Raw genomic sequence first — 15075 nt, forward strand, 5'->3', positions numbered from 1 at the left:
GGAGTGAAATAAGAGAGGGCTACACACACTCAATAATAATATACTTTTTTTCATAAACATTTTCCTACGCTATACTGTTAAATCGAAAATTAATAAAATTGCGAAACGCAATATAACACCATAGTGGTAGTAAATTTGGTGACCTGTAAGACATTATGGGTTTAAATGTAAAGAAAATGTAAAGAAAATGTAAAGAAAAGCAATGCTCTGGTCTAGGCTCACTTCTATACATTATATGGAATGAGAAACGGACCCGATTCTCTGCATTAGTAAATGTAAGAAAAATTGATATGTTAAGATTCTGATTGAGCTAAAACTCTAAGCCACTTTGGGGCAAATTTGGCTTAGCGTGATTGCACTAAGCCAAAGGTGGACAGCAATGGCTTAGTGCTTGGACTGTAAAGTGTAGATTTAGCATTACTGAAAATATGGACAAAATGTGTCCGTATATTAAACCCTTGTTGCAAGTATTACCCCGCACGACGCCAATATACCACTTGATAACCGATTCATCATTCGTCTTGTCTTTTGGCCTCTGAATAAGTGACGGACTTTAGCACCTGCACAAGCATAGGCACTAAGTACGCCTCCAACAGCAAAGGTTGATATCAGCAAAATTATAACAACTTCATGAAATCTAATACTTGATAGTTCAATAAATGCAGGAAGGAATCCCATGTAAAATAGAATAGCTTTAGGATTGGCAAGTCCAGTAACTAACCCGACAAAGAGGCTGGACGTTAAACTGCCAGCTTTAGGCTCAATCTCTTCACTTAATACTATATCTGCTCGCCAAATACGATAAGCCAACCATATTAAATAACTAGCGCCTAAATACTGTAACACTACAGAAAACTCGCCTAGTATGGATGAAATTGTCGAGAGTCCAGTCAATGCTAAGCAAATTAAAATATAATCAGCCAACTGTGTGCCTAATGCGGCCATTAGGCCGTGCCTCGCTCCTAACGTAATAGAACGAGAAATAATAGCCATTACACTGGGTCCGGGAATCAGTGCCGATATCAACATTGAAAAAAATAGCAGTATTCCTGACATAAGAGTCATAATTTCTCCAAAAAAACCAATGTAAGTAACATTAATTTTATTCAGCAAAATCTATCAAAGTTTGTCCCGACATACGATAGCCAACCCATTCATCTTGTGACTCGGCACCAATCGAATGATAAAAATCGCGTGACGGTTTATTCCAATCAAGACAGCTCCACTCAAATCGACCGCAACCTTTTTGTAAGGCAATTTTCGCCATTCTCTTCAGTAATAGTTTACCGGCACCTTTACCACGGTACTCAGGCGAAACATAAAGATCTTCTAAATAAAGTCCAGGCTTTGCCAACCAAGTTGAGTAGTTATAAAAATATATAGCAATACCCACTGGTTGGTCATCTTGCTGACAAATTAACGCATTGACATGGTTATCTTTAGAGAAAATAGTTGCTTCAATAGTTTCTTCCGTTGCATGCACTTCATCCTCCGCTTTTTCATAAATAGCCAGCTCTCTAATGAAATGTAGAATTAATTTACTATCTGTTGCTACTGCTGGACGAATGGACAATTGATTCACTTGTTGTTCCTTTATATTAGTAATTAATTATTGGTCTATCATAGCGATTGAAGTGCTATGATACCAATGCATTGTATTCACACCTAGATGAGCTGCATTCATAATGAATCTACATCAAATTGATTTAAATCTATTACTTTTATTCGACGCCTTGTACCGCTATCGCTCGGTCTCCATCGCCGCCAATGAAATTTATCTTAGTCAGTCAGCGTTTAGTCATGGGTTATCCCGACTGAGAAAACACTTGGCAGATGAGCTATTTATTCGTATTAATAATGTGATGGAGCCAACACCCTTGGCCCATGAGCTTGCTACGCATATAACCCCTGCCCTCGCTCAACTTTATAATGGTTTAAATAGTAGTGCAGTGTTTGACCCGGCAATCAGTGATCTAGAATTAACTTTTTCAGCCACCGATTACACCCAATTCAGTTTATTACCCAAGCTTATAAGTCATATTAGTAAGGTAGCGCCCAACATTCGGATCACAGTGACACCGTCTGAAGATAAAGTTCCGACGGCAAAGCTGCTCAGTGGCGAACTCGATTTTGTGCTGGGTTTTAGTCATGAAATTGAGAAATCATCCACCATAGAACGTCAAACGTGGCTGCAAGACAGTTATTGCACCATCGCGAGAAAGAATCATCCGCAACTAGAAGATGGCTTAACATTAGATAAGTTTTTGAGTCTATCGCACGTTAGAGTATCCCCGTGGGGTGAAAAACAGGGTATTGTTGATAGGCAGTTAGCAAAGCAAGGGCTTAACCGTCATGTTGCTTTGCAATTACCCAGTGTTATGGCAGCACCCTATACCATAGAAAACTCAGATTACCTGCTAACGTTTCCACGTCTAATTGCAGAACATGTCGCTAAAATGATCGACATTGACATCTACACTCCGCCTATTCCCATCCCGGACTATCAACTAAATGTATATTGGCACAAGCTAAACAATAGCAAAGCAAGCCACCAATGGTTAAGCCAACTGATTAGTCTGCTATAGCATGAGTTACATAGGATAAAGCTAGATTCACCAGAACAGTGCAAAATTATCTTCACCAAACTATGGATAAAAATTAACTTAAAGAGGTTTAAATGAGGGTTTAATGGGCTTTTTGGTGTGAATGGTGAAATAGACCTCTCAGGGACGATTTTATCCAAAAATCAAAAAAGCCTCCAACTAGGAGGCCAATTTCAATGAACCACTACAATTAGAAAAAGTATGGACTGATTGAGATTAACACCTCATTAAGCTACATGGCGCTACAACGGCAAGTCCGAATAAAATCCGGTTTGTGTGAAAGCTTCTTTTATTTTTGAAGTTTTCTCATCAGAATAATCCAGAGCTGAAGCTGAGGATATCAATCCGTCTACTAGGTCTTTACTGCTTGAAGAGGGATTTAATTTCCAAACATTTTTTTCAGCATGTATATAAATTTCAATTAATTCATCAAGAGTAAAGACGCCATAATTATCATCTTTAAGAAGAAGATAGAAGGAATAGTTTAAAGTATCTCCAATAATATGTACTTCTAGCTCATCCAGACTGTTTTTACCTTGATCAGAGATTGCATCAATGACATTTTTATATTGCGGGTTTTTAAAATCTCTAACATTTGTAGAACAATCAGAATCAGATATATTACATTTTATATGATCAGCGCCATGAATAAGATCTGTTTTACCCGTTGTTTTAAACTGGTAGTATTCAGCTATTATATCTGAGAAGTGTTCCGACCAACCACCTAAACTATCCCTCAAAGCATTTATTTTTTCGAATGAATGCCCCTTTTTACCTGTGTAAGCATGGGTCAATTCATGAACTAAGATATCACTTGTGGCAAATGAATAAGTATATTCTATTCCACTACCATCGCGATGTATACCATCGGAAATTAAGATATTATTTTTAAACTGGTCAGGCGCATATTCATGATCGGGGCGAACATACTGAGCGTTAGCGCCAAACAGATAGTGCGAGATGATTGTGATTTTTTCAGACATAGGAAGCTCGCCTGATAATTCTTCATAAAAAGGCACTGCATTATTTAAAATAAACCAAGTATCATTAATCGGCGAAAAGCTGCCATTTCTTTTATCTTGATCATGCTGAAGAATTTCATTCTTTGTAGGGCAAGGAAAAGTTAAAATTTCGCGTGGATAATAATCACTCCAAAAACCGTCAGGAATAGGGTTTTCAACCGACCCATTTTCCCACCCATTCCTTAGTTCAAAGTTTGTATTGCTCATGTTACAGGTACCGGGAGTATCGCCTTTGGTTACTCTTAATGGCTTATCGGCAAGTTCATCAAGACCATAAGTATAAATGCCCGTAGCGCCATTTCCCCCATGCCCAGATACTTCAATAATAGAATCTGTACTATTATTACCAGTTGGAGGGGAAGAATCAAAGCATCCAGAAAGTAAAAGCGGAAGACTCAAATAAAAATAAGTAGGCAGAGACATATTTAAAAACCTTATATAAAATAATAATTGCTTGTTTAGTTATCTAAGATAGCTTTATCTATCGTTGAATTTTGGCTAAACATGATGTTTTTACAAATGAAATGTTACCCCCTTAGGGTAGCATTTATAAATTAACAGTAAATTAACATTCGAGCAACACAAAGGTTCATTAGAAAAATATACACCGCTTAATCTCGCTTGTGAGTACTTTGGTTAGGTAAAGTGTTCTGCGCAGTTATCCAGTAAATTAGCATTGAACTCCCCTACGAAACGCCTGTTGTCAGAAAATTTAACATATTTTAGTTAGGCCATTATTTATTAAATAAGAAAGGTTTTGATAAACATACACATAAATAAGTTGGATTAATTAATGCATGTATGAGAGTACAAGTTAAAAAATGACAACCTTATGATTAAGGAGAGCGACTGTGACGAAACTAACGACTTTAAGGGGAATGACAGTGAATAAACTATTTTATAAACCTATAAATCTTCATGCTTTAATCTTTATGTGTCTTATATTTTTTACTAACATATCTCACGCATCATTAATTGATAGAGGAAATGGCCTAGTATATGACGATGTTCAAGACATTACTTGGTTACAAGATGCTAACAATTCACAAACTAGTGGTTATGATGCTGATGGCCTGATGACATGGGCAGAGGCAAATACATGGGCAACAGGCTTAGTGTTTCAAGGGATAAATGACTGGCGTCTATTTACTCGTGATTTATTTGATCCTAATTGTGATTATACCGACCCCAGTAATGGCCATACTTCAGGTGATGGCTGTACGGGAAGTGAACTAGGTTACTTGTATTATAATTATTTTGGTTTGGATGCTGGAGACGGCTTAGACCCTTCGGCAACAGATGCGGCAGGCGTCGCCAACATGAATATGTTTATCAACATGCAAAACTATAACTATTGGGATGGTACTTTACCAAAATCAAGCCCAACGGAATATTGGGATTTTAGTTTACGATGGGGTGATATTGTTAGTGACTATGAATGGAACGACAATTATGCTTGGGCAGTTACTGATGGTGATGTTGGTTTAGCAGTATCAGCGCCAGCAACAGGTTTGTTATTTATATCGAGCTTATTACTCATTTTATGGTACAAAAAAAATAAACGCTTATTGGTCAGTAAAATGAAATGCTGAGCACGTGCCTACGACTTGCTAAGCCTATACAGTCTTCAGTAAGTCGTTTTATAACCGGTGCCGGTGGTACTAATACAAAAAGGGCTAGCACGATGCTAACCCTTTTATTTTTATCGCAATCTACAAAAAATTAGTACTCTGTCTTATACAAGACTCGTCAACATCTTATCTGAATATTCAACTAAGTCCTTACCATCTCGAACACGCTCGACATAATCAGGGTTGGCAATAAATGGTCGACCTATCGCCAGCAGATCAAATTTATCATCCGCAATCGCTTTGCTACCAGCTTCAGCGGTAAAGCTACCCACTCCCACTAATGTCTTGTTATAAATACTGCGAACATAACTTGACGCTCGACCACCTAAATAGTCAAATTCCATCGAATCATCGAAAATACCAATATGTAAGAAGGCTAAATCACGTTTCTCAAGTTCAGGGATAAGATAATCGAATACAACACGGTCACGACTGTCACCAGCCATATTGAAGTATGCACCCGGCGATACACGTAGGGCGGTTCTGTCTTTACCGATACGAGCAACGATGGCATCAACGACTTCGAGTGCGAAACGCGACATATTTTCAGGTGTCTGACCATATTCATCACTGCGGCGGTTACTGTCGTGATGTAAGAACTGATCAATTAAATAACCGTTTGCTCCGTGTATTTCAACACCATCAAAACCTGCGTCTATCGCGTTTGCCGCTGCTTGAGAATAATCACTCACTAACTGAGCAATCTCTTCTACCGATACAGCCTTTGGTATTTGATAAGTCAGTTCACGCATTCTAGGTACACTACCTTCAACACCGACGGCAGAAGGCGCCATGACATCTTGACTGCCTGTTACTTGATAAAAGTGTGGGTGTGCTACACGGCCCGTGTGCCAGAGCTGTGCAAAAATTTTGCCACCGTTTTTATGTACCGCATCAGTTACGGTTCTCCAACCATCAATTTGTGCTGGCGTAAAGATACCAGGGGTATTTGGATAACCTTGACCGTCAGGACGTATGATCACCGCTTCAGAAATGATTAAACCAGCCTCGCCTCGACGACCATAGTAGTCAGCCATATCTTGAGTCGGCACTAACTCATCATCAGCCATACAGCGAGTCAGAGGAGCCATGAGAATGCGATTTTTTAACGATAGAGTCTTATTAAGTACATAAGTTTGAAATAGGTTATCAGTCATAGCAACGTCCGTTTCTTGAATGTACGTTCAAGATATTCTTTTTTGAATGATCATTCAAGATCTATTTTTGAATAAATATTCAAAAATAGATTATAATGGACTTCATTACATAATATGACTCAGCGATAAAGAGTCTCAAGAAGAGTTACCAACTAGCCATGCGTATTGCAGAATTTGATAGAGAGAAAGTACTGAGATCTGCTATGACCTCCTTTATGGATAAAGGTTACGGTAAGACAAGTATGCAAGATTTGAAAAAGGCCACAGGTTTACACCCTGGTTCTATCTATTGTGCGTTTGAAAATAAGCGTGGCTTGCTTTTAGCCGCATTAGAGCAATACCATCTTGATAGAAATACCGAGTTCACGGGGATTTTCTCTGGTCAAAGCACAGTGCTTATTGAGCTCAAATCTTATTTGGATCATATCGTTTTAGAGTGTCAGAGCTGTGATGCGTCGCGTGCCTGTTTACTGACTAAAGCATTAAATGAGGTCGCTGAACAAGATGAAGAAGTGCATGGTATTATCAAGCTTCACCTCGCTAACTGGCAGCAAGCTATTACTCAAGTTTTGCAAAAGGCCATTGATCAAAATGAAATTTCCAGCGACCGCAACGCTGATGAACGCGCTCATTATTTGATGATGGGTATATATGGCTTAAGAACATTCGCCCACACACACCCAGAAGGTAATACCATAAAGCAGTTAGCGGAACAGCTTTTTCAGGATGTGTGTCGATAACTTAATCTTACTGTATTCGGCATTATGACCGCGCTTAGGCCTCTTACGGTACGGCAGCCAAGCACGCAAAGGCATATTTACTACTCATATCCGCGGGTATGTGCTTATTCGAATCAATAACAAACTCACCATTAGGCTCTTTTGTTACATACGTTTGCAACGCAAGATAAATTGGCCATTGGTGCCTGCCTGACGGAATAACCCCGTCACTAAGATTAATGGATGAACTAATCACCCCTGGGGCACCATAGGCTCGTAAACAAAAGTTATTGGCTTGTATCGGTGTCATTTTTACTCCCCTTACCATATTAAATCCTTCACGCATGATACTTGGCTCGGCTGAAAGGAATTCAGGATCTTTAGCTAAATTAAATTCTTTAAACTCGGCCCATGTATATGGACGTCGAATACGATATTTTTTTCCTGATATAGTCACATTGACTTCACGTTTGTAGTTCATTGCTACTCGGCTAGTATCATTAAAGTCAAATACCATTCCGCCATTTAGATTGCTGTTCGCTTTCATTTCTCGACAAATATCATCATCATTTTGAATATCATGATCAAGTGACACACAAAGCGAAATTGGATATAGGTTACTAAAGCTAGGATCTGCAGTATCGACAATTAGTGGTTTTACTTGAGCATGTATAAGATCTAATGCCATTGCGGCGGTTAACATGTTGGACGCTGACTTCCAATAGGAAAGTTTAAAATTAGGATAACCTACTAAGTAAGGGGTTATCACCCCGCCTTCTTTAAATTCACCGAACCCTTCAAACCATGCAATATCTTCAGTAACACATTGTATATCGCCTTGCTCTTTTGCATTCAATGGTGTTACACAGAATCGAATTTGATTACCTTTACCCTCATCGCTCATTTGTAGAGTGTAACTTTGCTCTCGGCTAACAACAGTATCGATGTTATTTTTAATCACGATCCATTCAAATAAGCTACTCGTTTGAGGGTCTTTGTTTAAATCAAAGTATTTATACTGACCATAGAGAGTATGCTCACCAAAACGCGCCCCCTGTATTTCAATGTCCATTGCGCGTGGCTTTGAATCTTTCACAGCCCTGACAGTTTCCTCTGGAGTACAAGCTACGTCATTAGGCGTTGATACTTTAGGTGTAACATTTATTGCTTCAGGTTTTGATGGTTTTTTTGTTGGCGTTGTAGAATCGTCTCCGCTACCGGCATAAGCCATAAGTGATGCGGTACAAGCAGCAACGAATATCTTTTTCAACATGATTAACTCTTTTTATTTTTCAATTGAATCACCGAGCTCATAATCATCATCTCGGTGTACTCGGTAGGATAAAAATTATAAAAATAGATCATGCGGATACACTTCTATGCACACTGACTATTAACAGTGTGCATTCTAATTATTTTACAATTGAAGGGCAATAATGGTTTTGTAAGTGTTTGTTACAACTATTTAATTGATAACAAAGCAGCCGGTTCTGTCCTTATCTCCCTCCTGTTCATTTCTTTGTAATCAGGTAGACTCCACACATCCAGATTAAATCATGACTATGAGTGTCAATTAATTCTTTTTTATAAGAAAATAGCTCATTAAAAAATACCTTCCTCCTTATATTGATTGAAATTACTTGCAGGGTTTTAAACTTAACCGAGCAGTTTTTCGGCTAATTATTTTTAGTTAATAGTATGAAGGTATAACTAATGAAAAGGATGTAATATGAAATTGTTTCGGAAACTAACCAGTACAGTCGGCATCTTGACAGCGCTGACATTCAGCATTGGTACTCAGGCGACTACCTGTTCAGGTGGTGGGGAATATAGCAGCTGGATGGAGCGCTTGTATAACCAGAACAGTGATATTCGCCTGCGCGACATCGCTATCCCTGGCACCCACGATGCGGGTACCTTCTCGATCAAGTCTATTGCTCCTGTCGAAGCTCTTTCCGTGACCCAAAGTCGAAATTTATGCCAGCAGGCCAAAGAAGGTATTCGTTATTTCGATTTACGGGTTAACAATGACGACGATAATGATAAATTTATTATCGTCCATGGCAGTATACGTGGGCAAGATCTTCCCCTAGTGCTGGATCCCTTATATGAATTTGCCAAGAGCCACCCTAAAGAGATCCTAATCATGGATTTTCAAGAACTGAATAATTTTGTCGACAGCACGGATGTACAGCGCTTTAACGACTACTTCCTGACCAAATTTTCAGACCATCTAATCCCTAATAACAAAGCAGGCGTCAGCTACAATTCGGAAAACATCCTGATCTCTGATGCATGGAACATGAACAGGAATATTATTGTACTGGCAAATGAAAGCAAAGTCCTCGCTTCTTCAAACTACTACTGGCCCCGCGGGAGTAATATCAATTCCCCATGGGCAAACGCAGCCACAGTTGAAAATCTTAAGATCCATCAAGACTCTCAAATTATAAAACATCAGAACACCAATGAATTTTATGTGAGTCAGATGCAACTCACCTTTATGGGTTCTGGCGGTATTATTGATAAATTGAACACGCTTAAAAGTATGGCTGATAAGTCCAATACCTTTCTCTCTCAGTGGATGATGTCCTACGAAATAGATCAGGGCTTGGAACCCAATATTATCATGGTTGATTATTATGAGCGACGTTCCAAGGTCGTAGAAACTAGTATTGCGATCGATTTGCATCGCAACGGGGCATCACTGACCGACACGAAAACATTATTTCCAAACAGTTATGGCGCGATATATCCACTATTCGGCGACATAACGTTCCGACAGCTGAAAAACGGCTATGGTAAATGCCTAGACCTAGAGGATCGCAGTCTTGAGAACGGGAATGACATCCACCAATGGAGCTGCCATGGTGCAGACTCACAACGTTGGTACCTCGATCCAAAGGGCTACCTGCGCAACAAGCTGAATTTCAACAAGTGTGCAACCGTGTCAGGTTCGGGTGACAAGGGGTCAAACATTGAAATTTGGGATTGCAACGAACAGATCAACCAACGATGGTCTGAATTCGGCGATCATGGCTTGCGCAGCCAGTACAGTAAGCAATACATGCTGGATATAAAAGGTGGCTATTGGAGCAGAAACGGTAGCGCGGCTCACCTTTGGACGTATCACGGTGGTGATAGCCAACGCTGGTACTGGCGTTAACTGTACATCATGAGCGTGGCCCACGCTCATGATGTACTCGCCTCAGATTTTAATGCTATTTCTGAGGCTGAGCTTAGGGATAACAGATGCCCTACGCACTATTTAAGACCTTAGAGCCTGATATACTTGTTTATTCTAACCTCTGCGACAAAATCCTCATCATGACTAACTAAAATGAATGCCCCTTTATAAGCATTCAATGCAGCTGCCAATATTTGTTTAGACTCAATATCTAGGTGGTTATCTGGTTCATCTAGCAGTAACAAAGGTGAATTAGCAAGGTGACTGACCACCAGCATTGATAGCTTCATTTTTTCACCACCACTTAAATAAGCTACTTTTCGATATACAGAATCGCGCCGAAACCCAATCCCAGCAAGTAAACCCCGGGCAGTATTTTCAGTCAGTTCTTTACTGCTTTTAATTAAGCTATCTAGCATGGATTCTTCAAGCTTCAGTAATCCAAAGTGTTGGTCCAAATATACGGTTTTTACATTCAGTTCTATTACACCAGAATAGTTTAAGTGGTTATTTTGTATTGCTTTCAATAAAGTGGATTTTCCGCATCCATTAGCGCCATTTAAATAACACCGTTCAGCGTGAGATAGAATGAGTGAAATCGGTTTCCCAGAGCCATAATACAACTGACAATTTTCGATATTCAATAACCTTCTCTTCTTAATTTGATTTGCTTGTTGCAGATACAACACTTGTGGTTTCAAAACTTCTTTCTGTTCTTCCATTACACGTAATCTTTCTTGATTTCGCTGTAAATGATTCTGTTGATTAATCACTGTAGCAGATCGGCTTTGTGCTGCTTTATCTTTCTTCGCATCCATCAGAACCTTAGGCTGGCTACCCGATTTCCTTATTCGATTACCGTGACGTTCCCGTTGCTGGGCCTTCTCTTTATTCGTTTGGGCTTGACGCTCCATCCTTTTTTGTTCTGCTTTAACGTGAGTAATTTGTCTATCTAATGCCTCAGTCTGTGTAGAAGATTGCGCGGAATAGACATCGTAATTCCCTTTGAAAAAGCCGAGCCCTAGACTCGTTAACTGATAAATACCATCCACATGACTTAACAAACTTCGATCATGACTCACCAGAAGTATTTGTCCTGAAAATTGTTTAAGTTCATTAATTAGCCATTGCTTACCTTCATAATCAAGGTGGTTAGACGGTTCATCTAGCAATAATATTTCGGCGTCCGAATTAAATAATTGATACAGTTGTAGGCGTGCTAATTGCCCTCCGCTCAAAGTATGGCAATATGCATTAAGATTAGGGTCGATCCTAAGTGTTTTTAACGTATGCTTTGTTTTATTTTTTATATCCCAATCGTCTCCAATTACATCAAAATATTCTTGCAAACAATGTCCCTGTTCAATCGCTTTCAAAGCCAATAGTTTATTGCTAATACCTAAGAACTCCGCAATACGTAAGCCCCCATCCAAAAGGTGAGAAGATAATTGCGAGTAGTAAGCAATTTTACCTTGGCTCATTACATAACCGTTAACTGGGGTGAGTTTCCTAAGTAATAGAGAAAGAAATACTGATTTTCCAACGCCATTTCGTCCTACTAATCCTGTAAGACGGCTGGTTAAGCTGAAGTTTAAATTTTGAAATAGCCATTCCCCAGTATCGAGCTGAAATGACAGTTGATGTGTACTTAATACAGGCATGAAAATGCCTCCCTTTACGTAATAAAATGTAATAGGGGTTCGCCTTTCTATAGAGATAGATTGGCAAGACGTTACTTAGATACGATCACCGTAAAAATAGAAATTCAATTACGATAATATGTGCAATTCTTGCAATTTTGCAAGATAAGAAATGACGAAAGTAACGCCCACTAACCCCGAGTGTCCAAATGATGATATTAATTGGATGTCAGGAAGTTAGTTGTTCATTATGGCGTTAGCTCCAGTAGAAATGATTAATGCATTATAACGATGAATATGATTGGTTGTAAAGTTGCTAAATAAAGTTCTAGTAGCTTTCAGGCTTATTTAAATAGTAACACTACGCCCTGTTGGAAAGTATTCAATATTGTCACCAAGTACGCCTTTCAGTATCTCATAGGCTTTCAAGCCAGTACAATGACCTGTGTATAGTTTGTCTATGGTTTTACCTATAGCCTCAATGTCTTTCTTGGTGCCGCCCATTCGCTTTATCTAATAATTTTTTATCAATACCAACATTACTTTTGAAACCAATCTAGCTCTGTTGGGTGAATAAAGTATTTAATAGGAACCATAATAAGATCTATGGCAAATTGAGGTGAAATAAAGGGCTCACGCTGGGAAAGCCCTTCGATTACGTTCAGGTATAGTTCTAAGCTATGATTAAGGCTTAAGATCTACTTTTATTTGATCTATCTGATTAGATAAAGAAAGATCTTGGAAGTACTCTTGTTGTGACTGACCTAGGTACAGTTTTCTGTTATTGACTAATTCATCGAGCTTATCTTTAACACTATTGCCTAATGCTAGTTTATCTTTTAGTTCAGTTACGATCTTTGAACTATCAGCTAGCTTTTTACCCTTGGTATCGTAGTAACGAACTTGACCAACTTTAGTATCAAACGGGTCACAGTAAGCTGTATCAAGATCACCACTTTCAATAATTTCTTTGTATTTCTCAGCTGTAATTGGTGTTTCTTTATTTGTTACGAACTGGCTGCCACGAACACACCAATTTACTTGTGTACCGACTCCAGGGAAATGAGCTGAGATTAAATTGACCGCATAGTATTGGTCTATGTCTGTGCTTTTTAGCTTGGCATATTTATCAATAACCTTTCCGCCAACCACTTGATAATTTAGCGTGTTATTGTCAAGTGACTCTAAGAAGTAACTGTTAACGAACATATCGCTAATAGAAATAGAATCAACAGCACGACCTGTATCCCATCGGTAACTCTTCAGCTGTTCTTTGATTTTACCGCCATCTTTGGTCAAATGGGTGATATTAGTAATAAGGCCAACAAGGGTGTTATTCGTTTTATCTATTTGCCAAGCCGTATAATTGTTTCGGGTTTGTTCTGGTGAATTATCTTTCGGTTCAGCTTTCGAATGCGTTTTATAACGTAGCTCAGTAATGCCATTACTTTCTTCATTAATACTGTCGTATACCTTATCACGCCGGGCTTCACAGTCTTGAAAGTTAGCACCGTAGTAAAAATAGCTGATCCAATCTTTAGCTTCGATCATTTCTTTGCTATAAGCAGAGTAATCTACAATACCGTTAGCACCACTAATGCCATAGAAGCCTTCCATATCTAAGATCTGTTCTGGTGTAAGCCCGCCTTTAAATTTATCGGACCAACCTAAAGAGTAAATGTTGAAAAGATTAAGCGCACTGGTGCAACTTGTGGTATTAAAACGAGTATCAGGTGAGACATCAGGTGAGACATCAGGTGAGACATCAGGTGAGGCATCAAGTGGCGTCGCGGCATAACCCTCTAACACTTTTGGCGATGAACTATCTGGATTAGCAACACTACCTTTAACCGCCGATAAGGACATTTGTGGTACGCTAATTTTAGGTTTGGCAGGAGGTGGTGTTTGATCACCGCCTCCTCCGCCACCACAAGCAACAAGTGATGCAGTAGATACGGCAACTAATATTTTTTTAAACATAACTAACTCTTTTTATATTTTGGTAAACTCACCGGAACCATGACCTCGGTTAATCGATAAGTTGGGGATTACAACAATAGATGGTGCTGCGATACCGGTGTCGCACTTACTATTGAGCTGTATTAATTTTAATTATTTTTAATTCTAGGGCAATAATTGCTTTGTCAACGTTTGTAATGACTTATTACCGATTAGAATAACTCTTTAGCAATATGGTAAACCCTCTCTTGTATTTTTCGTTTTAAATCGGGATCAACATTGTTGTGATCACCGCTGTTAAATGGAGGCTGCGGATCATACTCAAGTAGTAACTCCATAGCTTTAGCTTGGTTTTCTCCAACAGTTTCGGCTATTAACCTAAAAGCAAAGTCCAAACCAGACGTTACACCGCCACCACTAATACGATTACGGTCAATGACAACCCGACTATCGACATATGTAACCTTAGGGAAAGCCTTTAGGGCATCGGCATATGCCCAGTGTATAGTAGATTGATAGTTATCTAACAAACCCGTTTTGGCCAAGATCAGTGCTCCCGTGCACACAGACGTGACATATTTAGCGTTATTTCCAACATTCCGTAAAAATTCAATAACAACTTCATCCTGCATTTGTTCTGCAGGGTTAGCGGCACCTGGTACAATCAAAATATCGATGGGAGGACAATTACTGAATCCATAGTTAGGGAGCAGATCTATTTTTGCATCACACGGTAAAGGGCCGAATGTTTTTGCGAACGTAAACGTATTTAGCTCTGGTACTAAAGCTAACACTTGCAAGGGGCCATAAGCATCCAGCATGGTCATATTTGGATATAAAAATATGCCTACATTGAGATTAGCAGCGCCCTTATTTTGTTTGGCATTTTTGTGTGGTTCCAATGATTCGTTTTGGACTGCATTAGCGAAATAACTCGTGCTTATTACACCTAGCCCCATAGAACAGGCCAGACCTTTTTTTAAGAAGCTTCGTCGGTTTATTGTTCTTTTCATTACTCATTCAACGTCTGATTAATTGCCCCCAGTATAAATAATTTATAGCCAATTATTTAGACACAATGTAAGGCATACGTACCAAATGGAACCTTTTGAATAAATTGTTCCAACCCAGAAGCGTTCATATCTTGATGGAATACG

The 15075-nt window shown here is 39.1% G+C and carries 13 protein-coding genes; 4 read left to right on the top strand and 9 right to left on the bottom strand.

The window, feature by feature from the left end; all coding sequences use genetic code 11:
• Positions 1-450: 450 nt before the first annotated feature.
• Together AKG98_RS17825 and AKG98_RS17830 are read right to left on the bottom strand one after the other, a co-directional pair.
• A complete protein-coding gene (locus AKG98_RS17825) occupies positions 451-1065 on the bottom strand; it encodes a LysE family translocator (RefSeq protein WP_067049068.1) in 615 nt (204 codons plus the stop codon).
• Between the two features lie 37 nt (positions 1066-1102).
• Positions 1103-1582 (bottom strand): GNAT family N-acetyltransferase, encoded by a 480-nt coding sequence (locus AKG98_RS17830; RefSeq protein ID WP_067049071.1) that lies wholly within the window; start codon positions 1580-1582, stop codon positions 1103-1105.
• A gap of 103 nt (positions 1583-1685) precedes the next feature.
• Between AKG98_RS17830 and AKG98_RS17835 the strand changes: the two genes are divergently transcribed.
• Entirely contained in the window at positions 1686-2585 is a 900-nt protein-coding gene (locus AKG98_RS17835) for a LysR family transcriptional regulator (RefSeq protein ID WP_067049074.1), read from the top strand.
• Positions 2586-2845: 260 nt separating this feature from the next.
• Here the strand turns inward: AKG98_RS17835 and AKG98_RS17840 are convergent, their stop codons facing one another.
• Positions 2846-4048, bottom strand: a complete 1203-nt coding sequence (locus tag AKG98_RS17840; protein ID WP_067049077.1) for a M4 family metallopeptidase — start codon at positions 4046-4048, stop codon at positions 2846-2848.
• A 428-nt stretch (positions 4049-4476) separates the two neighbouring features.
• Here AKG98_RS17840 and AKG98_RS17845 point away from each other — a divergent pair, with 428 nt between their 5' ends.
• Entirely contained in the window at positions 4477-5217 is a 741-nt protein-coding gene (locus AKG98_RS17845; protein ID WP_157534159.1) for a DUF1566 domain-containing protein, read from the top strand.
• 143 nt (positions 5218-5360) lie between these two features.
• Here the strand turns inward: AKG98_RS17845 and AKG98_RS17850 are convergent, their stop codons facing one another.
• Positions 5361-6413 carry an alkene reductase gene (locus AKG98_RS17850; RefSeq protein WP_067049082.1) on the bottom strand — a complete coding sequence of 351 codons (1053 nt, stop codon included), beginning with the start codon at positions 6411-6413 and terminating at the stop codon, positions 5361-5363.
• A gap of 158 nt (positions 6414-6571) precedes the next feature.
• On the opposite strand from AKG98_RS17850, the gene AKG98_RS17855 reads away from it, so the two are divergent.
• Positions 6572-7153: a TetR/AcrR family transcriptional regulator gene (locus tag AKG98_RS17855; protein WP_067049085.1), complete on the top strand. Its 582-nt coding sequence runs from the start codon at positions 6572-6574 to the stop codon at positions 7151-7153.
• 43 nt (positions 7154-7196) lie between these two features.
• Here the strand turns inward: AKG98_RS17855 and AKG98_RS17860 are convergent, their stop codons facing one another.
• Positions 7197-8405 (bottom strand): hypothetical protein, encoded by a 1209-nt coding sequence (locus AKG98_RS17860; RefSeq protein ID WP_067049088.1) that lies wholly within the window; start codon positions 8403-8405, stop codon positions 7197-7199.
• A gap of 456 nt (positions 8406-8861) precedes the next feature.
• Here AKG98_RS17860 and AKG98_RS17865 point away from each other — a divergent pair, with 456 nt between their 5' ends.
• Positions 8862-10298, top strand: a complete 1437-nt coding sequence (locus AKG98_RS17865; RefSeq protein ID WP_067049091.1) for a ricin-type beta-trefoil lectin domain protein — start codon at positions 8862-8864, stop codon at positions 10296-10298.
• A 110-nt stretch (positions 10299-10408) separates the two neighbouring features.
• On the opposite strand, the gene AKG98_RS17870 is transcribed toward AKG98_RS17865, so the two are convergent.
• The 4 genes from AKG98_RS17870 to AKG98_RS17880 form a co-directional block, all read right to left on the bottom strand.
• Positions 10409-11980: an ATP-binding cassette domain-containing protein gene (locus tag AKG98_RS17870; protein ID WP_067049094.1), complete on the bottom strand. Its 1572-nt coding sequence runs from the start codon at positions 11978-11980 to the stop codon at positions 10409-10411.
• Between the two features lie 327 nt (positions 11981-12307).
• On the bottom strand, positions 12308-12463 hold the full coding sequence (locus tag AKG98_RS22000) for a hypothetical protein (RefSeq protein WP_228140348.1): 156 nt from the start codon (positions 12461-12463) through the stop codon (positions 12308-12310).
• A gap of 180 nt (positions 12464-12643) precedes the next feature.
• On the bottom strand, positions 12644-13939 hold the full coding sequence (locus tag AKG98_RS17875) for a hypothetical protein (protein WP_067049097.1): 1296 nt from the start codon (positions 13937-13939) through the stop codon (positions 12644-12646).
• Between the two features lie 191 nt (positions 13940-14130).
• On the bottom strand, positions 14131-14931 hold the full coding sequence (locus AKG98_RS17880) for a DJ-1/PfpI family protein (protein WP_228140349.1): 801 nt from the start codon (positions 14929-14931) through the stop codon (positions 14131-14133).
• Positions 14932-15075: the final 144 nt, after the last annotated feature.

The sequence above is a fragment of the Moritella sp. JT01 genome, assembly GCF_001574435.1.
Lineage (GTDB): Bacteria > Pseudomonadota > Gammaproteobacteria > Enterobacterales > Moritellaceae > Moritella.

Coding starts and splice junctions, on each gene's coding strand:
- AKG98_RS17825 (WP_067049068.1), bottom strand. CDS start 1,065: ATGACTCTTATGTCAGGAATACTGCTATTTTTTTCAATGTTGATATCG.
- AKG98_RS17835 (WP_067049074.1), top strand. CDS start 1,686: ATGAATCTACATCAAATTGATTTAAATCTATTACTTTTATTCGACGCC.
- AKG98_RS17840 (WP_067049077.1), bottom strand. CDS start 4,048: ATGTCTCTGCCTACTTATTTTTATTTGAGTCTTCCGCTTTTACTTTCT.
- AKG98_RS17850 (WP_067049082.1), bottom strand. CDS start 6,413: ATGACTGATAACCTATTTCAAACTTATGTACTTAATAAGACTCTATCG.
- AKG98_RS17855 (WP_067049085.1), top strand. CDS start 6,572: ATGCGTATTGCAGAATTTGATAGAGAGAAAGTACTGAGATCTGCTATG.
- AKG98_RS17860 (WP_067049088.1), bottom strand. CDS start 8,405: ATGTTGAAAAAGATATTCGTTGCTGCTTGTACCGCATCACTTATGGCT.
- AKG98_RS17865 (WP_067049091.1), top strand. CDS start 8,862: ATGAAATTGTTTCGGAAACTAACCAGTACAGTCGGCATCTTGACAGCG.
- AKG98_RS17870 (WP_067049094.1), bottom strand. CDS start 11,980: ATGCCTGTATTAAGTACACATCAACTGTCATTTCAGCTCGATACTGGG.
- AKG98_RS22000 (WP_228140348.1), bottom strand. CDS start 12,463: ATGGGCGGCACCAAGAAAGACATTGAGGCTATAGGTAAAACCATAGAC.
- AKG98_RS17875 (WP_067049097.1), bottom strand. CDS start 13,939: ATGTTTAAAAAAATATTAGTTGCCGTATCTACTGCATCACTTGTTGCT.
- AKG98_RS17880 (WP_228140349.1), bottom strand. CDS start 14,931: ATGAAAAGAACAATAAACCGACGAAGCTTCTTAAAAAAAGGTCTGGCC.